The sequence below is a fragment of the Thalassospira profundimaris WP0211 genome (assembly GCF_000300275.1).
Lineage (GTDB): Bacteria > Pseudomonadota > Alphaproteobacteria > Rhodospirillales > Thalassospiraceae > Thalassospira > Thalassospira profundimaris.
In genome coordinates, this window is the sequence record NZ_AMRN01000001.1 from 387,328 (window position 1) to 408,167 (window position 20,840).

General features: G+C 54.5%; 22 protein-coding genes. 12 read left to right on the forward strand and 10 right to left on the reverse strand.

Translation table 11 applies throughout. The features are described from left to right. Positions 1 to 12: 12 nt before the first annotated feature. Entirely contained in the window at positions 13 to 1,329 is a 1,317-nt protein-coding gene (locus TH2_RS01620; protein ID WP_008888644.1) for an ABC transporter substrate-binding protein, read from the reverse strand. Between the two features lie 36 nt (positions 1,330 to 1,365). Then, positions 1,366 to 2,451 carry an ABC transporter ATP-binding protein gene (locus TH2_RS01625; RefSeq protein WP_008888645.1) on the reverse strand — a complete coding sequence of 362 codons (1,086 nt, stop codon included), beginning with the start codon at positions 2,449 to 2,451 and terminating at the stop codon, positions 1,366 to 1,368. Between the two features lie 307 nt (positions 2,452 to 2,758). On the opposite strand from TH2_RS01625, the gene TH2_RS01630 reads away from it, so the two are divergent. Next, entirely contained in the window at positions 2,759 to 3,508 is a 750-nt protein-coding gene (locus TH2_RS01630; protein ID WP_008888646.1) for a GntR family transcriptional regulator, read from the forward strand. A gap of 54 nt (positions 3,509 to 3,562) precedes the next feature. Here the strand turns inward: TH2_RS01630 and TH2_RS01635 are convergent, their stop codons facing one another. Then, a complete protein-coding gene (locus tag TH2_RS01635) occupies positions 3,563 to 4,012 on the reverse strand; it encodes a PaaI family thioesterase (RefSeq protein ID WP_008888647.1) in 450 nt (149 codons plus the stop codon). A gap of 300 nt (positions 4,013 to 4,312) precedes the next feature. On the opposite strand from TH2_RS01635, the gene TH2_RS21165 reads away from it, so the two are divergent. Both TH2_RS21165 and TH2_RS01640 read left to right on the forward strand, forming a co-directional pair. Beyond that, entirely contained in the window at positions 4,313 to 4,489 is a 177-nt protein-coding gene (locus tag TH2_RS21165) for a hypothetical protein (protein WP_156518938.1), read from the forward strand. 103 nt (positions 4,490 to 4,592) lie between these two features. After that, positions 4,593 to 5,525, forward strand: a complete 933-nt coding sequence (locus TH2_RS01640; protein ID WP_008888648.1) for a LysR family transcriptional regulator — start codon at positions 4,593 to 4,595, stop codon at positions 5,523 to 5,525. 9 nt (positions 5,526 to 5,534) lie between these two features. Here TH2_RS01640 and TH2_RS01645 read toward each other — a convergent pair whose 3' ends face one another. Both TH2_RS01645 and TH2_RS01650 read right to left on the reverse strand, forming a co-directional pair. Continuing rightward, positions 5,535 to 6,335 carry a CbiX/SirB N-terminal domain-containing protein gene (locus TH2_RS01645; RefSeq protein ID WP_008888649.1) on the reverse strand — a complete coding sequence of 267 codons (801 nt, stop codon included), beginning with the start codon at positions 6,333 to 6,335 and terminating at the stop codon, positions 5,535 to 5,537. Positions 6,336 to 6,440: 105 nt separating this feature from the next. Continuing rightward, entirely contained in the window at positions 6,441 to 7,352 is a 912-nt protein-coding gene (locus tag TH2_RS01650; protein ID WP_008888650.1) for a LysR family transcriptional regulator, read from the reverse strand. Between the two features lie 141 nt (positions 7,353 to 7,493). On the opposite strand from TH2_RS01650, the gene TH2_RS01655 reads away from it, so the two are divergent. The 4 genes from TH2_RS01655 (at position 7,494) to TH2_RS01670 (ending at position 10,585) form a co-directional block, all read left to right on the forward strand. After that, entirely contained in the window at positions 7,494 to 8,195 is a 702-nt protein-coding gene (locus TH2_RS01655; RefSeq protein WP_008888651.1) for a pirin family protein, read from the forward strand. A 39-nt stretch (positions 8,196 to 8,234) separates the two neighbouring features. Further along, entirely contained in the window at positions 8,235 to 8,702 is a 468-nt protein-coding gene (locus tag TH2_RS01660) for a DoxX family protein (protein ID WP_008888652.1), read from the forward strand. A 158-nt stretch (positions 8,703 to 8,860) separates the two neighbouring features. Next, entirely contained in the window at positions 8,861 to 9,334 is a 474-nt protein-coding gene (locus TH2_RS01665) for a response regulator (protein WP_008888653.1), read from the forward strand. 15 nt (positions 9,335 to 9,349) lie between these two features. After that, positions 9,350 to 10,585 carry a response regulator gene (locus TH2_RS01670; protein ID WP_051007561.1) on the forward strand — a complete coding sequence of 412 codons (1,236 nt, stop codon included), beginning with the start codon at positions 9,350 to 9,352 and terminating at the stop codon, positions 10,583 to 10,585. A gap of 31 nt (positions 10,586 to 10,616) precedes the next feature. On the opposite strand, the gene TH2_RS01675 is transcribed toward TH2_RS01670, so the two are convergent. The 3 genes from TH2_RS01675 to TH2_RS01685 form a co-directional block, all read right to left on the reverse strand. After that, a complete protein-coding gene (locus tag TH2_RS01675) occupies positions 10,617 to 12,137 on the reverse strand; it encodes a sensor histidine kinase (RefSeq protein ID WP_157193758.1) in 1,521 nt (506 codons plus the stop codon). After that, entirely contained in the window at positions 12,124 to 12,603 is a 480-nt protein-coding gene (locus tag TH2_RS01680; RefSeq protein WP_157193760.1) for a putative pterin-binding protein, read from the reverse strand. The genes TH2_RS01675 and TH2_RS01680 overlap by 14 nt, the downstream gene beginning before the upstream one ends. An 89-nt stretch (positions 12,604 to 12,692) precedes the next feature. Next, positions 12,693 to 13,877, reverse strand: coding sequence for an EAL domain-containing response regulator (locus tag TH2_RS01685; protein WP_008888657.1), 1,185 nt, complete (start codon positions 13,875 to 13,877; stop codon positions 12,693 to 12,695). A 152-nt stretch (positions 13,878 to 14,029) separates the two neighbouring features. Here TH2_RS01685 and TH2_RS01690 point away from each other — a divergent pair, with 152 nt between their 5' ends. The 5 genes from TH2_RS01690 to TH2_RS01710 all read left to right on the forward strand — a co-directional run bounded on the left by TH2_RS01690 (position 14,030) and on the right by TH2_RS01710 (position 19,499). Next, the gene (locus tag TH2_RS01690; RefSeq protein ID WP_008888658.1) at positions 14,030 to 14,998 is read left to right on the forward strand and encodes a DNA-binding response regulator; all 969 of its coding nucleotides are present in this window, start codon (positions 14,030 to 14,032) and stop codon (positions 14,996 to 14,998) included. Positions 14,999 to 15,131: 133 nt separating this feature from the next. After that, positions 15,132 to 15,848, forward strand: a complete 717-nt coding sequence (locus tag TH2_RS01695; RefSeq protein ID WP_081579246.1) for a sugar transferase — start codon at positions 15,132 to 15,134, stop codon at positions 15,846 to 15,848. Then, positions 15,848 to 17,050 (forward strand): outer membrane beta-barrel protein, encoded by a 1,203-nt coding sequence (locus TH2_RS01700; RefSeq protein WP_008888660.1) that lies wholly within the window; start codon positions 15,848 to 15,850, stop codon positions 17,048 to 17,050. Before TH2_RS01695 ends, TH2_RS01700 begins: the two co-directional genes overlap by 1 nt. Further along, on the forward strand, positions 17,051 to 17,605 hold the full coding sequence (locus tag TH2_RS01705) for a polysaccharide biosynthesis/export family protein (RefSeq protein WP_008888661.1): 555 nt from the start codon (positions 17,051 to 17,053) through the stop codon (positions 17,603 to 17,605). Positions 17,606 to 17,831: 226 nt separating this feature from the next. Then, positions 17,832 to 19,499 carry a thiamine pyrophosphate-binding protein gene (locus TH2_RS01710; RefSeq protein ID WP_008888662.1) on the forward strand — a complete coding sequence of 556 codons (1,668 nt, stop codon included), beginning with the start codon at positions 17,832 to 17,834 and terminating at the stop codon, positions 19,497 to 19,499. 36 nt (positions 19,500 to 19,535) lie between these two features. Here TH2_RS01710 and TH2_RS01715 read toward each other — a convergent pair whose 3' ends face one another. Together TH2_RS01715 and TH2_RS01720 are read right to left on the reverse strand one after the other, a co-directional pair. Continuing rightward, positions 19,536 to 20,183 (reverse strand): 5'-methylthioadenosine/S-adenosylhomocysteine nucleosidase, encoded by a 648-nt coding sequence (locus TH2_RS01715; RefSeq protein ID WP_008888663.1) that lies wholly within the window; start codon positions 20,181 to 20,183, stop codon positions 19,536 to 19,538. Between the two features lie 105 nt (positions 20,184 to 20,288). Further along, entirely contained in the window at positions 20,289 to 20,765 is a 477-nt protein-coding gene (locus tag TH2_RS01720; protein ID WP_157193762.1) for a hypothetical protein, read from the reverse strand. Positions 20,766 to 20,840: the final 75 nt, after the last annotated feature.

Consider the following 20,840-nt stretch of genomic DNA (forward strand, 5'->3'; position numbering starts at 1 on the left):
ATCTGTCGCAGATTATGCTGCGATGAATTCGTTCCACTTGCGGACCATGTGCTTGTTCTCGTCCATGACGGAGTTCCAGCACGCGACCGAGCCCATACGCTCTTCGTAGGAACCGCCATCGCGAACCGCACCAGCTTTTTCCATGACCTTGCCTTCCGGGCTAAGGATGTCGCCTTCGGCGGCTTTGCCTTCCATCCAGAAGCCCCACTCGTCTTCGGACATGAACTTCTTAGCGGTTTCCGGTGCTGCGCTGTAGTAACCCTGACGGTTAAGATACGCACCAACCCAGCCCGACAGGTACCAGTCGATATATTCGTAGGCTGCTTCAAGCTCGAGACCCGAAAGGTGCTTGGCAAGACCGATGCCACCACCCCATGCACGATACCCTTCCTTAAGCGGCTGGTATTTGCAGGCGATGCCCTTGGAACGCACAGCGGCAACGGCCGGCGACCACATGGACTGAATGACAACTTCGCCAGATGCCATCAGGTTGACCGACTCATCGAAGCTCTTCCAGAAGGCGCGGAACTGGCCGGCTTTCTTGGCATCAATCATGACCGCGATGGTCTTGTCGATTTCTTCCTGGGTCATGTTGCCTTTATCGCCATAGGTGACTTCGCCCATGGCTTCGCAAACCATCGCCGCATCCATGATACCAATCGACGGAATGTTCAGGATCGATGCCTTGCCCTTGAATGCCGGATCAAGCAGATCGGCCCAGCTGGTGATTTCGCGATCAATCAGGTCGGGACGAATACCAAGGGTATCTGCGTTATAGATGGTCGGGATCAGGGTCATCCATTGGGTCGGTGCAGATGCGAATTCGACACTGTCGGCACCTTCAACGAAGCCAACCGTATGCGGCGCGGTACCCTGGGCAATTTCTGAATCCGGGGTCAGTTTGCCGTCAATGAACAGCTTGGAGATGTACTGATAGTTTTTAAGCTTGGTGGTATCCATCGGCTGCATGGTGCCGGCTGGGAAGACCTTCTTACAGATCCAGTATTCGATATCGGCAATATCAAACGAGTTCGGCTGGGTCACGGCACGCTGGGCAACTGCATCCGAATCAAGGGCAGTCATCTGAAGGGTAAAGCCAAGATCTTCTTTGACCTTGTCAGCAACGGCGTTGATGTTCGAAACACCGGTACCGAACTGACGCAGGGTAACGTCCTTGATGTTCTGCGCCCAGATGGTCGGGAAACCGGTGATGGCGCCCGAACCGATGGCAGCACCGGTTACAACCGCTGCACCCTTAACGAAACCGCGGCGTGAAACGCCGGTTTCCGTCTCGATTGTTTTCTTCGAAATTTTCTTTTCGATCGTCATGTGAAGCACTCCTGATAGCTTGTTGGTTTATTTCATTCAGGCCAGAACATGGGCATGTTCCGGCTTCCAATAGGCGATGAATTTGTCCAGTCGCCTGACCGGTGCCTGCCGAAATTCGCTTTCGGTCTTCATTAGGGTTATTTCCTTGCCGTCGGCTGTCGTTGCGACAATCCGAACCCACAGGCCGAGATACTCGACCGTGGTAATTTCGACAGGGATCTGACCGTTCTTGCTGTCTTCTGGTGGCGTTTCGTCCAGACCGATCAGGTCGGTACGAATGGTGAATTCGATGTCCTCGCCCGCCTTGCCATCGGCAAATCCGGGCAGGAAGAAACTGTCCGGACCGCGCGCAAGCAACGTGCCTGCCGGGCCGGATTCCGAAACGGTGCCTTTGAAGATGTTCTGGCCGCCCATGAAATTCGCGATGAAGCGCGATTTGGGCTGGTTAAAGATTTCGTGCGGGGTGCCTTTCTGGCGAATGATCCCGTCTTCCATCACGACAACCATGTCCGAAAGCGCCAATGCCTCATCCTGGGCGTGGGTGACGTGAACAAATGTAATGCCCAATTCCTGCTGCAGGCGGCGCAATTCATCACGCATGCGCGCCCGCAGGAACGGATCAAGGGCCGAAAGCGGCTCATCAAGCAAAAGGACGGACGGCTCGGTAATCAGGGAACGCGCCAAAGCAATACGCTGCTGCTGCCCGCCAGAGAGCTGGTCGGGCTTGCGATCTGCAAATTGCTCCATATGGACCCGGGCCAGCATCTCTTTGGCCCGATCTTTACGATCCGATGGGGAGACACCTTGCATCTTGAGGCCAAAGGCAACGTTCTCCGCACAGGTCATGTGCGGGAAAAGTGCGTAATTCTGAAACATCATTGCCGTGCCGCGCTTGACTGGCGGCAGTTCGGTCACATTGCGATCCCCGATCAGAAGATCGCCCTCGCTGATCACTTCATGACCGGCGATCATGCGCAGTGTGGTTGACTTGCCGCACCCCGACGGACCAATCAAACAGCAATACGCCCCTGCCGGAATTTGCAGATCAATCGATTTCACTGCCTGTGTGCTGCCGTAAAATTTACTGACAGCAATCAATTCAATGGCCCCGTTGCCCGTCATCCGCTCACCCGTCGCTGCATGCAAAATTGTTAACAATCATGTCAGCGATCTAAGGCAAGATGCGTGCCACTTGATTTCATTGGCAATTTTTCAACGAGTCCCACCAAACTGTCAAAACTGGCGCGTTTGTTAGGTTCCTCATTCTGCCCGTTTTATGTCCACTTTATGCATATTTATTAATCATCGTGATTTATGTGCGAAAATTATAATCATCTTTGTCTCTGCACGGAAAATAAAGAACCATTTTATGTTGTGCAAATCGTCAACAATTTTGTAGAAATAAAGAACCACCCAACGAACATGAACGATGGAAAGTATCGTCACGATGGCCAAGGCCGAACAGACCGGCAGCTATAAAGGCAGCGAAAAGCTGCGCCCGGAGGAAATGATCTATCACGAGATGCTCGACGCGATCCTGGATCGCCGCCTGGAGCCGGGCATGAAGCTCATCGAGGAAGATCTTGCCAAAACCTTCGGGGTCAGCCGTGCGCGCATCCGTGCCACTTTCCTGCAGCTCGCCCATGACAAGCTGATCAATCTGGTGCCCAATCGCGGCGCCTTTGTCGCTGAACCGACCATTGACGAAGCCATCGAAGTCTTTTCCGCGCGCCGCATGATCGAGGATGGCGTTGCGCGCAAGGTCGCCACCAGCATGACCCCCGAACGCGCCGAACAGATCAAGGCGCATCTGGATCGCGAACATGATGCCCATCATCGCGGGGATCATCGCGCTGCCATCATTTTGTCGGGTGAATTCCATCTGTTACTGGCACGGCTTAGCGGCAATCTGGTGATCGAGGAATTCCTTGAACGCCTGATCCTACGCACATCGCTGATTATTGCCATGTATGAAAGCCCGCAACCGGTCGATTGCTCCCACACGGAACATGACCAGCTGCTCAATGCCCTGCTTAGTGGCGATCCCGATGTCGCGGCGGCTGAAATGTCACGCCACCTTGATGCCATCCGCGATCGCCTGCAATTGCAGCGACCAAAACCGGGCAAAACCGATTTTGCCAGCATCTTTGGCCGCATTCCGACCTCGGAAGCCAGCTAATCCTCCTGACGAGTTCCGGTAACGACCGCCATGCGCTTAGCGCGCATATTCCGTTCAAGCATCACGCGGAACCCCGCTCGGATCCTCGCTACCGCGGTGATATTTGAACGTGCCCGTTGATGTGCCGATCACATTACCATCCGCGTCATAGGCAGTTGCCTCAGTAAACACCACCTTGCGTCCGCCGCCCTGCTTGCGGGCAACAACCCGGACCAAACCATCCCTCGCCATCCCCAGGAAATTGGTGGTCAATGACAGGGTCAGGGATTTGCGCACATTGCCCGGCACAGGACAGAAACACACAGCATAGCCAGACGCCGTATCCATCAGGGTTGTCAGCACGCCGCCATGCAGGATACCAGCCCGGTTGCAGTGATGGTTTTGCACATCAAGTTCGACCACCGCGTGGTCTTCCGTCCATTCCACCAGGCGATAGCCAAGATGATCCTGCAATCCGCTCCCATGGGCCTGTTCATAGGCCAGATTATCGTGCGTGCCGGTCATGTATAAACCATCCCTGTCGTAAAACTCCCCAAGCTATAGCAGATATCGATAAGTGCCGAAAACCGCGATGAGCCGCATACCTCGACCGGCCCCAACGCCACTCTTAACAGAGTTGAAAACCGCATCTCTCAATCAATGTTAGGCGATGCAACATGAAATAACGATTTTATTTCAATGTGATAACCACACCGTTCTCCAACCAAGAACGGGATAGCGGTGAAACGAGAATAGTCGTTCGAACCGGCTGTCGATATATCTGTAGTCACCCCAGACACAAACGGTTCTACAAGGATCAAAGCCATGACGACGATTGCTTACAAAGACACCACCAGCATCGAACGCGAAGTCCGTATCGGTTGGTTCACCAGCTTTGTTCGTGCCCTTCAGGTTGCCGTGATCATGAAAGCATCCCAGGCCAAAAACCACGCAGAACTGACTGCGGACTGGAACAAGGCATGGCGTCAGGTTGAAGGTTAAGGCACCTGCCTTCCCCTATCGTTTGAGGATGGTGCGACGGTCCTTAAATCATCGCACCCTCAAACTTCTTGACGCTTCGGGTTGAACCACCGACAACGGTTCCATGCAAAAGTTTGATATCGTGACCATCCGGCTTTTTGTCGCCATCGTGCGCGCCGGAAGTATCAATGAAGCTGCCCGGCGCGAACATATCGCGACTTCGGCAGTTTCGCGCCGCATTGGCGAACTTGAAGCCATGTTGGGCGTCAAACTTTTGCGCCGCCTGCCACGCGGGGTCGAACCGACAGAAGAAGGCACGATCTTTGCCCGCTACGGCGAAAAGCTTCTGGGCGATCTGAACCATCTTTCCAACGAATTGCGCGATTTCAACGCCGGTGAAAAGGGCAAGATCTATCTTGCCGCAGTCACTTCGGCGATTTTGACCGGCCTACCATCGTTCTTGGCCGATTTTGAACGCGATTTTCCGCACATCACGGTCGATGTCCGTGAACTGACGTCACGCGAAAGTGCCGAGGCCGTCCGTGAAGGCCGCGCTGATCTGGCAATTCTTGCCGATAACAGCCCGCTTGGCGATCTGTCCCATGATGTGTTCTGTGATGATCCGATCTGGCTCGTGACCCCCAAGGGGCATCCACTGATCCCCAATTCCGATAATCCAAAACCGGTGAAATTTTCCGAAGCCGCCAAATACGACATCATCTCGTTGCATGAAGGCGGCGTGATTGATGATCTGATTTCCGAGGCCGCATCGAAAATCAAACTCGACATGCATCCGCATATCAAGGTGGTACGATTTGGCTCCTTGCGGCAAATGATTGCGGCGGGTCTTGGGATTGGTTTCCTGCGCAAAAGCTCGGTCGCGGGCTATATCGGGCATATGAACATCGCTGGCGCGCCGATTGCCGATGACTGGGCCAAACGCCAATTGTTGATCGCCCACGAAGGCAACGCCAATCTGACCAGTGCCGCACGCCTGTTTCGTGATTATCTTCTGCGCAAATCGGCGGAAACACAGTTCAAACCGGTTTTGGGCTGATCCTGCTAATCAGGCAGAACGCTGTGCGCGTTCCGCCCAAAGGTCCTGTCCACTCGGCCCCAAGGGCACTGCCATGCCACCGAAACGCGCCACATGACGTTCGGCTTCTGCCAGAACAAGACCCGGCAGTTCAGACCACTGACCGATCGGTGCCAGCACCTCGACACGTTCATCTGATTTAACATCAAGCAGTTCAGGCAGATCTTCGCGCGCATGCGTTCCGCCACCGGCAAGCATAGGCACAACAATCGCCTGCCTGTGGGAAGCGATGTCGCGCCAATCGCCAAGCGATGGCGATCCTTCGATATTGCCAATGCAGATTTCCGCACCAACGCAAATCCGCCCCAGACGATCCGCAAGCCGGACAGTTTCGGGAAGCGGATCGGTCAGGGTTTTCAAACCGTGTGGAACAAGAAAGACAGATGTTTCAGCAAGGCTCCAGCCACGATTGCGCGCTGATGCGTGCACATGCGCGGCAATCATTTCACAAAAACCCGGAAGGTTGATGGCCGGTGGCAGGATGACAGAATCGCTGAGCCCCGCCTCATGCAATTTGGCTGGCAGTTCTTCAAACACCAGATAGCCTTCACTGAAGAATAGCGGGAAAACAATCAGACGATTGGCATCAGCCGTTTGCTTAAGGATTTCGAGCTGATCACTGACAGAAGGTCGGCTTCGCATATAACCGTGGCTGACGTGACCATTCCAGTCAGGTGCAATTGTCCGCGCAAGATCCCCTGCCGGATCACCGCCATTACCGCTGTTGCCATGGGACACCATCATGAGTGTCGGCATTTCGAAATGTGGCATGCATCTCACCATAGTCTGCATTGTCTAAAGCGTAGTTTGCTATACGCATCATGCAACCATCTGGATCGCCAGGCAGGCAAAAACCCCTGTTTTGGCGCGAAAATTTCATTGCACCAGATCCCATCGCGGCTGATCGCCAAAGCGATCTTGGATGAATTCAACCAGCAACCTGATACGCGCAGCAAGCTGACGACTGGGCGGATACAAAAGATACAGGGACAGAGGACCCGGCGCATAATCGCAAAGAACGCTGACCAATCGCCCGGTCTGCAATTCCGGCCCGGCGATAAATGTCGGTAATTCGGCAATGCCCAGCCCGGCAAGGGCCGCATCACGCAAAACTTCCGCGTTGTTGCAGCAAAACACGCCATTGACCTGTACCGCCACTGGCCCGTCCGGGCCGGTCATTTTCCAGCGTGCTCCGGACGGCAGGTTGCCGTAATGCAGACAGGGCAACCGCGCCAGATCACGAATATCGGTCGGTTCCCCATGCATTCGAATAAACTCGGGCGAGGCACACAGCACGCGACGCATCGGCACGATTTCATGATCGATCAGGGCAAGGGTTTCGGTCGGGCGGCTGATACGCACCGTCATGTCAAAACCGTCTGCCACCGGATCAATAAAGTGATCATCAAGCGACAGCTCGACCCGGATATCAGGATAGGTCCGGGCAAAATCGACCAATGCCGGCCCCAGATGCAACGTGCCAAAAGACATTGGCGCATTGATCCGGATATCCCCGGAAGGATGATCGCGATGTTCGCGGATGGAGTCTTCTGCGTCCCCCAGATCGGACAGAATGGCTTTCGCCCGCTGATAAAAGGCCTGTCCGCTTGGTGTGACCGATACTTTTCGCGTTGTCCGGTTCAGCAACTGAACGCCAAGATCGTCTTCAAGTGCCGCCACCGCGCGGTTGACCTGCGAACGTGATTGTCTGATCGCACGCGCGGCAGAGGCAAAACTTCCTTCTTCCACCACGCGCACGAAACTCTTGAGGCTGGCCAGCTTGTCCATGATGCGTCTTCCCGATTATCGCCCCGGTCGGCTCATATTGTCGCATAATATGCAACACAATGGCGATAATTACACGAATTGTCCCCTCAGTTGAAAAGGGTATTCTGTCTTCAACAACAGACAACCTCATGGAGGTAGAAGATGCTTATTAAAGTTGATGCAGATACCCGCGGCCGTGCCCAGTTTGGCTGGCTTGATTCCAATCACACATTTTCGTTCGGGCATTACTATGATCCGAACCGCATGGGTTGGGGTCCGCTTCGCGTTATCAACGAAGACCGGGTCATTCCCGGTGCCGGTTTTGACACCCATGGTCACAAGGATATGGAAATCATTTCCTATGTTCTTGATGGCGCCCTTGAACACAAGGACAGCATCGGCACCGGATCTGTCATCCGTCCGGGCCGCCTGCAACGCATGACGGCCGGGACCGGTATCCGCCATTCGGAATACAACCATTCCAAAACCGATCCGGTGCATTTCCTGCAAATCTGGATCATCCCCGAAGCGGCCGGTTTGGAACCGGGTTACGAGGAAAAGGAAATCGCACGCCGCGATACCGGTTCCGGCCTGACCCTGATCGGCAGCCGCGATGGCCGCGAAGACTCGATCACCATTCATCAGAATGTCGACCTTTATGTCGCCCATCTCAGTGATGGCGAAAGTGCCCAGCACAAGATCGGCAAAGGCCGCATCGCCTGGGTACAGGTCGCACGCGGCAGCCTGACGGTAAACGGTGAAACCCTTAATGCTGGTGATGGCGCTGCGATCAAGGATGAAGACGAACTTGTCTTCTCGGACGCGGACAACGCCGAAGCCCTTGTTTTTGACATGGCGGCCTGAAGCGCGAAACCCGCGTGCCCCATGGTTAGGAGAACGACCATGACTTCGTATAACGCAAACACCCGTTCGATCATCCCTGCCCTTGGCAATGTATGGTCAACCCTGCAACCGCTTTCGCCTGTCATTGTCCGTGTGACCACCGGCCTTCTGTTGGTCCCGCACGGTGCCCAGAAACTGTTTGGTGCCTTTGGTGGTTATGGCCTCGAAGGAACCGCAGGCTGGCTGGAAAGCATCGGCTTTGTTCCGGGCTTCCTGTTTGCCCTTGCCATCGGCCTTCTAGAATTTGTCGGCGGGCTGTTGCTGACGGTTGGTCTTTTGACCCGTCCGGTGGCAGCAGCAGTTCTTGTCTTTATGGCGATTGCTGTTTCAACCCATCTTCCAGCTGGCTACTTCTGGAACGAGGGTGGTTTTGAAATGCCGCTGATGTGGGGACTTCTTGCGCTGTCCGTGCTTATTCAGGGCGGGGGAAAGTTCTCTGTCGATCACAAGATCGGCCGTGAATTCTGATCACACCGCCAAATCCGTGCGTGCTTTCAACGGGCTGCCTTTATGGCAGCCCGTTTTTCGTTTGCTCCCCAAATGGGGATATTGCGCGCACCGGAAAATGGCGAAGATGGTGATCAAGCTACAGATCCAACCATTGCAAAGTGATCCGGAACGAAGCCATGAACATCGCGTCGCCCAGAAACAGTCAGAATGATATCGAAATCGCCGACGGACTGCGCCGCTGCAAAGGGGATAATGCATACCGCAAGCCGAATGCCGAAAAGCGTTTCCTACTGGTCGATGACAGTATCGAAGTACGCTTCTCCGTTCGCCGTGTCCTGCGCAGTGCCGGTGCCACTCACATAGACGTCGCTGAAAACGGCGAAATCGCGTTGCAGATGCTGGCCCAGGCGGGCCGCAAACAAACGCCTTATGACGTGGTGATTCTTGATTATATGATGCCCGGAATGTCAGGCATCGAATTGCTTTATGAGATCGAGCGCCGTGAAATCAAGAATGCCGAAGGTACACGCAAAATCATGTTGACCGGTTTCTATGACGCCAAGGTCAATGAAGAAGCCAAATCTGTCGGCGCGACCTTCGTTCTGAGCAAACCCTGTGATGCCGCCAGCCTGTCTGCAGCAATCGCTTAGAGAGCCATACAAGCAATGCCGCATAATGCCTCGATCATATTTGTTGATGATGACCTCAACGTTCTCAGAGGTTTACGGCGGCGTATGTTATCAATGCGTCCGAACTGGAAGATGCGCTTTTACGAAGGTGCGGAACAGGCGTTGATCGGACTGGAAGAACAGCCTGCAGACGTCGTCATTTCCGACATGCGCATGCCGTCCATGGACGGGGCAGAGTTCCTTCGAATCGTTGCAACACGCTGGCCGCAAACATCGCGCATTCTGTTGTCCGGCTATGCCGATGAAATCGCCATCCAGAATGGTGCTGCCGCGACCCATCATTTTTTGGCCAAACCCTGCACCGATAGCGACATCATCCACGCAGCCGAGCGCGGCCTGATCATGAACAGATATCTACGCGACCCTTTTCTGGTTGATTTGCTCTCCATCGTTCCGGGCGATCTGATGTGGCCAATAACCTTTCGTCGCCTGCATTCCATACTTCAATTCAGCGGTCCCAGTAGCCATGCCGAACTTACTGATTTCGCAAACGATCACCCGGCGTTAACGAACCTTGTCCATGAGCTTGCCCTGCGTGAGCAACTCATACCCGCGGACAGTCATCCCGACTTCATCAAGCTTCTTAAAATCTTGGGTATCGAAACCGTCAAGGCACTGTGCGTGCTGTGGTGCGAACTGGGACAACCCAGCCAGTTTGATGGCGAGCGGATCAGTGTCGACCTTCATCGTCCCCTTGTCCTGGGTCAGATGGCGGCCGAGATTGCACGACTTCGCAACCTTGAACCGGAATCTGTCGATCAGATCCGTGCCGCTGCTCTTCTGTGTCACATCGGCGATATTTTCACTGCCCGCGTTGTACCTGAAAAACATGCAGCCAGCCGCCATCGTGCAGATGTGGATAATTGCGACATCATATCAGCTGAAATCAGTGAAATGGGCTTTGCTCATCCGGCTGTATCAGCGTGCCTGTGTGCATGCTGGGGTTTTTCCCATCAGATCATTGAAAACATCGCGTTTCATCATCGTCCGGAATCCGCACCAACCGACAGGTCGGAAAGCTTGCTGATTGTATATGCAGCACAGCATTTTGCGCGCAAGGCAGGTGTTGATGGTGTGACACGCGCACAAAAATATGACCTCGCGCGTGGATTTATCACCCGATGCGGTGCTGCGGCTGATTGGCAGGTTTGGGAACGCGCCTGCATTGGCAAGCACGTCCCGCTGGAAGCAACCAAGCCTCATAATTTCTGAAACACGGCCTTCTGATCAAAGACCTGCCTGATTACCGAAGCAAACTGTTAAGGTCACTTGGCCCTTCAAGGAGATCCACATTGGTGTCAGTGGCGGCGTTTTGATCGGGCTTCGGCAACCGGATCACAAATTCCGCCCCGTCGATATAGTCCGCGGACAAGGTCAGGTCCCCGTTGAAATCATCCTGAATAAGTTTGCGACAGATCGGCAATCCCTGACCGGTGCCAACACCCCGTTCCTTGGTGGTAAAGAAGTAATCAAAAATGCGTTCCCGAATATTTTCGGGAACGCCCGCGCCATTATCACGCAAGCGGATATAGACATTGTCTTCATCAGACGTCACCTGAAGATCAATGCGCCCGCGGCGCTGACCTGTTTCACGGATGGCTTGTGACGCATTGACGATCAGGTTGATCAGCGCTTGCGACAAGTGGTTTCTGCGCCCACTGACTTCGGTGACATCGGACTGCATGACAACGTCCAGATCGGCGATATGTTTGACCTGGTTGCGCGTCAGGGTAACGGCGGTATCGATTTCCTCGGTAATCGAAATCGGCTCCACGGCATCGGTTGTCGGATGGGCAAATTTGCGAATACCGCGGACAATCTCGGCAATCCGGTTCAGGCCCTGAATGCTCTCGTCAATCGCCATCGGGACTTCTTCGGTAATGAAGTCGATCTTGGGTTTATCAAGATTGAGCCGTGCCGGTTCATCGGGATTGTTGCGGTCAATCGCACCAACCAGATCGGCAAAGCTGTCGGACAAGAATTCAAGATTGTTCTGGATATATTGTGCTGGCGTGTTGATTTCATGCGCAACCCCACCGGCCAAGGTGCCAAGCGCATGCATCTTGGCGTAATCGGCGGCTTCCTCGATCACTTCCTGTTCCTGGCGCGCTTTTTGGGCGGCCATATCGGCGGCAAAAATCTTTTGGCGCTGGCGAATCATGAAAGTTGCAAGAACTGCCATGACAATCACACCGACGAAAAACAGATAGGACAGGATCTGAATATCGGTTTTTACGACCGAGATATTGTTGGCGTTGTAAATCGAAACAAAGTTCGTTGTACGCACCACCGCCTGTTGCAAAGAGTCGTTCATCGGCTCAAGCAAGCGATACAACGCGCTCAGCTTTTCCTCAGGATCGGTGATGGTCGCCAACGCCGCGTCGATCTTGTCGATCTGAAGTTCAAGCTGTTTGATTGTTTCGGCGACTTCCGGCACCGTGAACAACACCTCGAACCCGTCACCATCACGCAGCAGGTAGACACGGCTGACCAGAATTTCATATTCCAGCAGGACGCGATCAACCACATCATCAGACAAACCAATCCGGCCGATTGCAGCCTCGATGTCACGCTGCACGACAAGAAACTGACGCTGCACCTGAAAAACCGCCCAGACGAAATTTTCGCGGTACTTGAACCGCTCATCGTCAAGCTGGTGGACAATCGCTGCCGACAGAAATCCGTAAAGCACGACAAACAGGACCAATGCGATAAACATGGCCCTGCCTGACTGCTTGAACAGGAATGACTTAATTTGCTGCATCAACAGACTTTACCTGCCAGACGGAATAAGCCCAATAGGTATCAGTCTGAAACCGCGCGTCGGCGTCATAGGGGAAGATGACCCAGAATGGCCCCTTTTCACGCACCGACATTTCGGCATCGTTGAGGTGATAGGCCAGAATGGCACCATCGTTGCGCAGAACATCCGCAGGCACCATCACGTTATAGTCGTTGAGTGCTGAAACACGCACGGTTTCCGCTTTCAGACCATAGGTGTCAAACAACGTATCAAAGGCAACACCACGGAACTTCTGTACCCCGTCAGTCCACTGGGTCGAGGTACTTATTTCGGTGGCCTGCAGCTTCATCAGTTCCTCAAGCGAAACATGGACAGTTTCACCATCAACCCTGGTCATGGACAATGTGCCACCCGCCACAGACGGGGCGACATGAAATCCGATCAGTGCGATCACCATCGCAACCAGTTTAAAGGCGCTTTTCATCATTTTTTTCATGCTCCATCACACGATTATACACAGTGGTTGCCAGCAATTGTTTTTCAATGCCTGCACCGGGAATTTTGACGCGATATCAATCAGCCAGATGCCTGAAGGGGTATGATTGCGGTCTCTTCCCACTCTTCGAGTGATACCGGTACACCAAGGTGGAAACCTTGCAGTTCTGTAATCCCGTAAACCCGCAGCCTTTCGACGACACCGGGGTTTTCGATACCCTTGGCGGAAATCGAAAGACCCATTTTCGAGCAGACCTGTGCAATCCATTCAACAAAGGCATCATCGAGAAAATCTGTCATGGTGCCGCGCACCAGATCGCGATCAAGCTTGATGCCGGCAAAGACTTCCTGACGTAGCAGATCAAGCGAATTGTTCCCCGATCCGAAATCATCAATCAGAAGCGCAATACCGCGTTCGCGCAAACGCGTGGCGTTTGCCAGCATCTCAAGATCATTTGACAGCAATTGGCGTTCGGGAATTTCATAGGACACGGTCACCCCGCGCATCCGCATCTTTTCATAGAAGCGAATGAGCAGCTCAAAGAATTGCGGTGTCTTCAGAGAAAACAGCGACAAATTGACCGCAAGGTTGGCCTGATCACCCATAAGTGCACGATAGCGCGGTGCCTGATCAATCATGATGGCCATCAACTGACTGCCAAGGCGGTTGATCACCGGATTGTCCTGGGAGGCTTCGATGATCTCGTCGATGCCAAATTCCTTTTCAAGAGATGGCATGCGACACAGGACCTCTGCCCCGCACAGGCCAAGGTCGCTTGCACGAAAACGCGGCTGCAGGACGGTGTGGAAGTCTGCCCGGTCAATGGCGTTATTGACCATCAGGGCCGTTGGGCCCGAAGAAACCTTTTTAACCACCACGCCGGTATTGAGAATACGGTCAATCGCTTCCTTAAGGACGGCGACCGATACCGGCTTGGCCAGAACGCGTGTCACCATGGCCTGATTGATCGCCTCACGCAGCGACAGGCTGGAGACGTTACCAGACAACAACATCCGGTTGATGCCGGGTGCCATGCGCGCTGACTGTTTGAGAAAGGAAATACCGTCAATATTCGGCATCACCAGATCGGCAATGATCAGGTCGGTCCGGTCGCGGTTTTTCGCCAGCCAATCCAGTGCAGCCTGCCCGTCTGTATGGGTGACGAATTCAAAGCAGCCCGACAGGGTACGACGTACCGCAGCCAGCAACTTTTCATCATCATCGACCATCAGAATGACGGGCCGTTGTTTATCAACCTGATCCATAAATGGACATCTCCGGAACGCGATCACCGCGGTAATCTTCTCAAGACAGCCCCGCCTAAATGCGTGCTATACAAATAGCGGAGCTTTGAACGTTCGCAGATTAGTGTCAGACTACCTTTCTCCAATATCCCCATTTGTGGAGGGCGCTTTTGATGACGGCCAAAAAGACGGTCCGGATTGCCTTTGTCGATGATGACGAAAATCTTCTGTCGTCTCATCGCCGCAATTTTGCCCGCCTGCGCCCGGACTGGGAGGGGGTCTTTGTCAATGACCCGATTGCCGCGCGTGATGCCATCATCGCCGATCCGGATGTTTCGGCAGTCATCCTTGATATCCACATGCCAGGCATGACCGGCCTTGAACTTGCCGCCGAACTGCGCACGGCCCGCAAGGAATTGATCATTGTGATGCTGACGGGATATGCCGATCTGCAATCAGCACTGCTGGCGGTCAATGAAATCGGCGTCTTTCGCTTCTATCCCAAACCAACCATGCTCGAGACGATGCTCGATGACATCGAAACCGAGATCAAAAGCCGTCTCGGCCAAAGCGATGATACCCTGCCGACCGAGTTTCTCGACCTGTTTGAGCTGGGCGTGATTGCGGTTGACGAGACCCTGACCATCCTGCATCTCAATTCACAGGGTGCCGAGGTTCTCAGGCGGTCCTCACTGGTCCGATCCGGCCCGCAAGGACGCCTGATCATTGACCCAAGCCCGGAAGGACTGACGAAATTTCTTGTGCCGCCGGGCAAAACCGTTCCCCGCAGCCATCAGAGCTTCTCGCTCGAACGTGACGGTGAAAAGCTGTCGCTTCTTATTCGCCGGGTCCCCAAAAAAGCCGATAGCAAACAAAGCTTCATGATCATTCTGGTTGACCCGGCCCAGCAGCGTCCGCCTGCGGTCGACGATCTGATGGATCTGTTTGGCCTAACCCGATCCGAAGCCAAACTGACCCAAAAACTGGCCGAGGGACTGGCCCTTGATCAGGCCGCAGAACTGGTCGGAATCTCGCATTCTTCGGCACGCACTTATCTTAAGACCATCTTCTCGAAAACCGGCGTGAACCGACAGCCGCAACTGATGAAAACGGTGCTTTCAAGTATTCCGTCCTTGCGCTAACGCCCTGTAAATTAGTGCTTAAACAACGTCATCCGACCAAAGACCCACACCATAAAAACTTGAAAACGCCACCAATACATCTACCCTGAGTTAATAAGCACAGGGTCTTGAATGCTGGGGTGGGGCACAGGAGTTGACTGGACATAGCGACACATCAGAACCGTCGTCAAAACCGTCCTGGGCCTGTCATCGGTCAACGTTAGACCATAACCGATCTGTCAAACGGGCATGCGATATTCTGTTTGCCGGGATCGGGTTGCTGGTGCTTTTCCCTGTTCTGATGATCATTGCGGTCTTGCTGTTCGGATCTGGCTTTCACAATCCTCTGTTTTTGCAAAAACGGGTTGGTCTTGACGGTCGGATCTTTGTCATTTTCAAGTTCCGGACTTTACGTGATCGCACCTGCCGCCCACTTTCTGCACGCGGCTTGCGATTTGCAGAAACGCTCAGTTCCATTTTGCGTATCACCGGTCTTGATGAATTGCCGCAATTCATCAATGTGCTGCGCGGCGATATGTCGCTGGTCGGACCGCGTCCGCACAGCCTTGCCGATCATCATCGATTTGCCCAACGCATTCCCGATTATGCCGTCCGGCTTGCGATAAAGCCGGGCATGACCGGATGGGCGCAAATTCAGGGCTGGCGCGGCCCGGTCTGCAGCGATGATCACTTGCAGGCGCGCGTTGCCTGCGATCTTGAATATATCCGCCGCCAGACCCCTCTGTTTGATTGCGCCATTCTGGTCCGCACGGTTGTCCTTCCCTTCAGGACGCTGGCGCGATATCGGGCGCAACGCCAGCCCCAACACGCACTCAAACCCTGTCTTGGCCATGACCGGCGGCTGGTGTAATGCGTAAATTCGTGATGTTCGCCGCACTGCTCTGTGCAAGTGTCGTGGCCCCTGCCGTCGCAATGGAATATCCCGAAGACGCTGGTGGCATTCGTCTTGGTCGAATTCTGGCAACCCCGTCGGTTGAATTCGGCACGCGATATGACAGCAACATCTTCCAAAGCGATACCAATCCGACCGGTGACGTCATCACAACCTTGACCCCGCGTCTGGCCCTGCAAGGCGACTGGCGGGTTTTTCGCCTGCATTTGGCAGCCGGTGGCGAGCTTGGCTTTTTTGCCGACTCATCTAGTGATGACTATCAGGACATTGAGCTCAGCACTGCGGGCAGCCTTGATCTCGGTGCGACATCCGTTGAAGGCGGGATTCAGCTTAAACGCGCCCATGACCCGCGCGGCAGCAACGATGTGCCGACCAGTGCCACAGAGCCCGTTATTTATCGTGATATCAGCGCCCAGATTGGCGGCCGCCATATCACCAACGGCCTGCATTACGAATCACAGTTTGCACTTCGCCGTCTTGATTTTGACGACAGCACCGCGCGCAACGGATCGATCATCCGCAATGATGATCGTGATCGCCTTGAACTGCGCGAGACGCTCCGTATTCTGTGGCCGCTTGATCTTGGGCGTGAGGCTTACGGCGAAATCACGTTTAACCAGCGGCAATATGATCGGACCCCTGATGATGGTGGACGCATCCGCGATTCTGCGGGGTATCAAGTGCTGGGCGGCATTCGCCTTGATCTGACCGATCTGATCACGGCCGATCTGGCGGCAGGCTGGATGAACCAGACCTATGCCGACCCGGCCTTTGGCGATATCGGGGATTATACCTTGCGCGGCGATTTCGACTGGTCGGTCACCCGCCTGACCAATATCACGTTCAATGCTGCCCGAACTGTGCGCGAAACGACCCAGACCGGCGCCAGTGGCATTCTGGCCTTTGAGGCAGGAGCAGGTATTTCCCATGAACTGCGCCGGCGATTGACCGTTTCACTCCGCGCCGACTACAGCGCAGAAACCTTCCAACAGACCACGCGGCGTGACAACACCAGTCGGTTCGGGGTTGGCATTGGCTATGAGCTTAATCGCCTTGCCCGGATCGAGGGTGGCCTCGCCTACGATCAGCGAAATTCAAACAGCGCGGGTGAGGATTATGAACGCCTGCAAAGCCACATCCGCCTCAAGCTGGAGATGTAAATGACCATACCAAAGCCACGCTTGTTTAATGGCTTGCGCACGGCCCTGATCACGCTGATCGCCTTGATCGCAATGACGATGACGGCAAAGGCCCAAACCATCTATGTCATGGACAGCGGCGATACGGTGCGGGTCACGGTGTTTGGCGAACCGGATCTGTCAGGCGAATTCGAGGTCGATGCCACGGGCAGGCTAAACCTTGCGCTGATCGGGCCGGTAAGCGTGCGCAACCTCACCACAGATCAGGCGCGCCAGAAAATCCATGACGCCTATCTGGATGGTTATTTGCGTCATCCCGATATTGCTGTCGAAATCATCGCCTTTCGCCCGTTCTTCATCATGGGGGAAGTCAATCAGCCGGGATCCTATGATTATGTGCCGGGGATGAATGTGCTTAATGCCATCGCGGTCGGCGGCGGGCTCACCTATCGCGGGGATGAGGATGACATCGAAATACTGCGTGGTCATGATGCATCGCGCGTCGTTATCCCGGCAACGCTCGCCACCATCGTCATGCCAGGCGACATCGTACGCGTGGCCGAGAGGTACTTCTAAATCACTGCAAAAAGACGGCTTTCCAGCACAATCAACTGTGGATTTTAGATCAGAACGCAGGGGTTTTAGAACTGCTCCATATATCGTCGGATTTTCCGCTGTTTTCTGGATCAACCATCTTTACCTGCGCCCGTTTTCCATGATGAAATCGCGCTCACGCCATCAAGAGATGGCAAACAGATAAAAACTAAAACGATTTTGCCCCACGCAACGGAGTTCACGAAACATGTCCGGGAAAACAGAAACGCGCCATGGCGGACGCATTCTGGTCGATCAACTGGCCCTGCACGGGGCTGAACGCGTCTTTCTTGTCCCGGGCGAAAGCTATCTCGCCGTGCTTGATGGGCTTGTCGATCATCCGGGCATCGATCCGATCATTTGCCGTCAGGAAGGCGGGGCCGCCATCATGGCAGAGGCCTACGGCAAGCTCACCAATAAACCCGGCATCTGCATGGTCACCCGTGGTCCCGGTGCCACCAACGCATCGGCCGGCGTTCATGTCGCCCATCAGGACAGCACACCAATGATCCTGCTGGTCGGGCAGATCGGGCGTGACATGGTTGATCGCGAAGCGTTTCAGGAAGTCGATTACCGCAAAATGTTCGACCCATTGGCAAAGTGGGTCGGGCAGATTGATGACATCAACCGCATTCCGGAATATATCAGCCACGCCTATCACATCGCGACATCCGGTCGCCCCGGCCCTGTGGTTCTGGCGCTTCCCGAAGACATGCTGTCTTCAAGCACAGATGTTGCCGATGCCAAACCCTACGTCCCGGTTGAGGCCAAAACAGCGCCTGAAGATGTCTCTCGCTTCCGTGACGCTCTTGCGAAATCCGCAAAGCCGGTCATGATCGTTGGTGGGGGTGGCTGGACCCGCGAAGCGACTGAAAACCTTAAATCGTTTGCAGTTCGTAACAATGTGCCGATTGCGACAAGCTTCCGCTGTCAGGACTATATCCCCAACACGCACAGCCACTTCATTGGTGATGTCGGGATCGGCATCAACCCGAAGCTGGCCGAGCTCATCAAGGACAGTGATATTGTGATCCTTGTCGGATCGCGCATGGGGGAAATGACCAGCAGCGGCTATAGCCTGCTTGATATCCCCTGCCCGAAACAGAAACTGGTCCATGTTTACAGCGGCCCGGATGAGTTGGGCCGGGTTTATCGCCCCGATGTTGCAATCAATGCGTCCCAGCGATCTTTCCTGCGCGCCATCGCCATGATGGAGCCGGTGGATGGATCGGCCCGCGATGACATGATCGAAACCGCACACGCCAACTACATCGCCTTTTCCACCCCGGTTGAAACCCCGGGCGATGTCAAAATGGCCCATGTGGTGGCGGAACTGCGTGAAAAACTGCCCGACAATGCGATTGTCACCAATGGGGCGGGCAACTACGCCGCCTTTTTGCATCGCTTCTTCCGCTATCGCGAATACCGCACCGAACTGGCCCCGACATCGGGCTCGATGGGTTATGGGCTTCCGGCCTCGGTCTCGGCCAAGCTCGCCCATCCGGACCGTCCGGTGGTGTGTCTTGCCGGTGATGGGTGTTTCTTGATGCACGGGCAGGAATTTGCCACCGCCGTGCAGTATGGCGCGAATATCATCACGCTGGTCGTCAATAACGGCATGTTCGGCACCATTCGCATGCATCAGGAACGCAACTATCCCGGCCGTGTGTCTGGCACCGAACTGCACAACCCGGATTTCGCCGCCTACGCCAAGGCCTTTGGCGGATACGGTGAAACCGTCACCAAAACCTCGGATTTCGGCCCTGCCTTCGACCGCGCAGTCGCCTCAGGCAAACCAGCGATCTTGGAAATCCAGGTGGACCCGCAGGCGCTTACCCCGATCAAAACCCTTGATCAGATCCGCGCGGGCACCTAAGTCGATTTAATTGTTTCGAAAATGCAATAAGCGAGATCAGCTTTTGGGAATGCTGATCTCGCCGCTTTCAAGCCCAGCTTTCAGCGCATCGACCGCAACGGCAAGTTTTTCATCAACCACATGCAGATAGGCCGTCCAGTCGGAAAGCTTGGAAAGCTCTTCCTTGCCATCGGAAATGCCCCGCAGCCCAATCAGCGGCACGCCAAACTTATGGCACGCACGCAGGATGGCAAAACTTTCCATATCAACCATGTCGGCATCAATGACGTCATAGGCCGCGCCTGACACCACATTGGCCCCGGTCGATAAACGGGCTTCGGGGATACCGGGAATGCGCAACGCCATCTCGATTTCGGCGGGCAGATCGACAAACGGCGTGCAGCCCTTCTCAAAGCCCAGAACCGATGCATCCATATCGCGATAGGATACCGAAACGGCCTGATACACCTCGGCCTGCTCAAGCGTGCGTGACCCGGCCGATCCCAAAGTCACGACAAGATCAGGCAAGTCATCCGACAGCTTCAATTCGGTCAATGCCGCGGTCAGATTGATCGCAGCCTCCACCGGCCCAACCCCGATCATCAAGGGCGTAAACCGCTCCTTGAGGTGGTCGCCATATTCCGCCGGTGCCGCCATTGCGAACAACACGTTATGGCCTGCGACATCATGAAGGTATCCGCGCATCTTTGACTTTCCGCATTCTTGAAATCAGAACCCGCAGCATAAAGGCCGGGCAACATTTCCGCAGCCCCAAAATCACGGCATCACTGTCAGTGTAACGTGATCGCATCAGGCGGCGACAGAACGGGTCGGAACGAACAGTTTGGCGAGATAACCGAAGCCCACAACAAGCGCGATCACGTCAAACAAAGCCATGGTCGATACGCCAATCGCGGCAAACCCGGTATTTTCAAGCAGTGGCTCGAAGCACTGGTCATTGATTTCCATAAACAGCCCGATGATGAGCAGGTAGGCGCCATAACGCTCTGAAAGTTCGTTGAGATCATGCTGTTTCTCGGCAATCTCTTCGCCATAAGCTCGTTTCGCCAACATTTCGCGCATCTCAAGGAACACGCCAAAGGCAACCAGAATGACGGCGACATCTTCTTCAAGCGTCACATCAGCATCGAATATGCCAGCCTCAAACGCAAAGGTCAGCGTGGCAAGGTGTGCCCAGCCGGTCATCACCACCATTGCCATCACAACAAAGGTCCAGATCGCCAACGAAACCGGATGAATGGTGAAAAGGAAAAACAGCTTTGTCATTGGTTCGCCCCAACAAATGCAAAAACGCACCCCTGCCGGTTTCGGCATGGTAAAAATCATCCTTACGCGCACTAT

Excerpts from the sequence above, each read along its gene's own strand:
- TH2_RS01645 (WP_008888649.1), bottom strand. The coding sequence starts at position 6,335 with ATGCCACATTTCGAAATGCCGACACTCATGATGGTGTCCCATGGCAAC.
- TH2_RS01625 (WP_008888645.1), bottom strand. The coding sequence starts at position 2,451 with ATGACGGGCAACGGGGCCATTGAATTGATTGCTGTCAGTAAATTTTAC.
- TH2_RS01705 (WP_008888661.1), top strand. The coding sequence starts at position 17,051 with ATGACCATACCAAAGCCACGCTTGTTTAATGGCTTGCGCACGGCCCTG.
- TH2_RS01640 (WP_008888648.1), top strand. The coding sequence starts at position 4,593 with ATGCAAAAGTTTGATATCGTGACCATCCGGCTTTTTGTCGCCATCGTG.
- TH2_RS01660 (WP_008888652.1), top strand. The coding sequence starts at position 8,235 with ATGACTTCGTATAACGCAAACACCCGTTCGATCATCCCTGCCCTTGGC.
- TH2_RS01620 (WP_008888644.1), bottom strand. The coding sequence starts at position 1,329 with ATGACGATCGAAAAGAAAATTTCGAAGAAAACAATCGAGACGGAAACC.
- TH2_RS01665 (WP_008888653.1), top strand. The coding sequence starts at position 8,861 with ATGAACATCGCGTCGCCCAGAAACAGTCAGAATGATATCGAAATCGCC.
- TH2_RS01635 (WP_008888647.1), bottom strand. The coding sequence starts at position 4,012 with ATGACCGGCACGCACGATAATCTGGCCTATGAACAGGCCCATGGGAGC.
- TH2_RS01680 (WP_157193760.1), bottom strand. The coding sequence starts at position 12,603 with ATGATGAAAAGCGCCTTTAAACTGGTTGCGATGGTGATCGCACTGATC.
- TH2_RS01630 (WP_008888646.1), top strand. The coding sequence starts at position 2,759 with ATGGAAAGTATCGTCACGATGGCCAAGGCCGAACAGACCGGCAGCTAT.
- TH2_RS01685 (WP_008888657.1), bottom strand. The coding sequence starts at position 13,877 with ATGGATCAGGTTGATAAACAACGGCCCGTCATTCTGATGGTCGATGAT.
- TH2_RS01700 (WP_008888660.1), top strand. The coding sequence starts at position 15,848 with ATGCGTAAATTCGTGATGTTCGCCGCACTGCTCTGTGCAAGTGTCGTG.
- TH2_RS01715 (WP_008888663.1), bottom strand. The coding sequence starts at position 20,183 with ATGCGCGGATACCTTCATGATGTCGCAGGCCATAACGTGTTGTTCGCA.
- TH2_RS01710 (WP_008888662.1), top strand. The coding sequence starts at position 17,832 with ATGTCCGGGAAAACAGAAACGCGCCATGGCGGACGCATTCTGGTCGAT.
- TH2_RS21165 (WP_156518938.1), top strand. The coding sequence starts at position 4,313 with ATGACGACGATTGCTTACAAAGACACCACCAGCATCGAACGCGAAGTC.
- TH2_RS01690 (WP_008888658.1), top strand. The coding sequence starts at position 14,030 with ATGACGGCCAAAAAGACGGTCCGGATTGCCTTTGTCGATGATGACGAA.
- TH2_RS01675 (WP_157193758.1), bottom strand. The coding sequence starts at position 12,137 with ATGCAGCAAATTAAGTCATTCCTGTTCAAGCAGTCAGGCAGGGCCATG.
- TH2_RS01670 (WP_051007561.1), top strand. The coding sequence starts at position 9,350 with ATGCCGCATAATGCCTCGATCATATTTGTTGATGATGACCTCAACGTT.
- TH2_RS01655 (WP_008888651.1), top strand. The coding sequence starts at position 7,494 with ATGCTTATTAAAGTTGATGCAGATACCCGCGGCCGTGCCCAGTTTGGC.
- TH2_RS01650 (WP_008888650.1), bottom strand. The coding sequence starts at position 7,352 with ATGGACAAGCTGGCCAGCCTCAAGAGTTTCGTGCGCGTGGTGGAAGAA.
- TH2_RS01720 (WP_157193762.1), bottom strand. The coding sequence starts at position 20,765 with ATGACAAAGCTGTTTTTCCTTTTCACCATTCATCCGGTTTCGTTGGCG.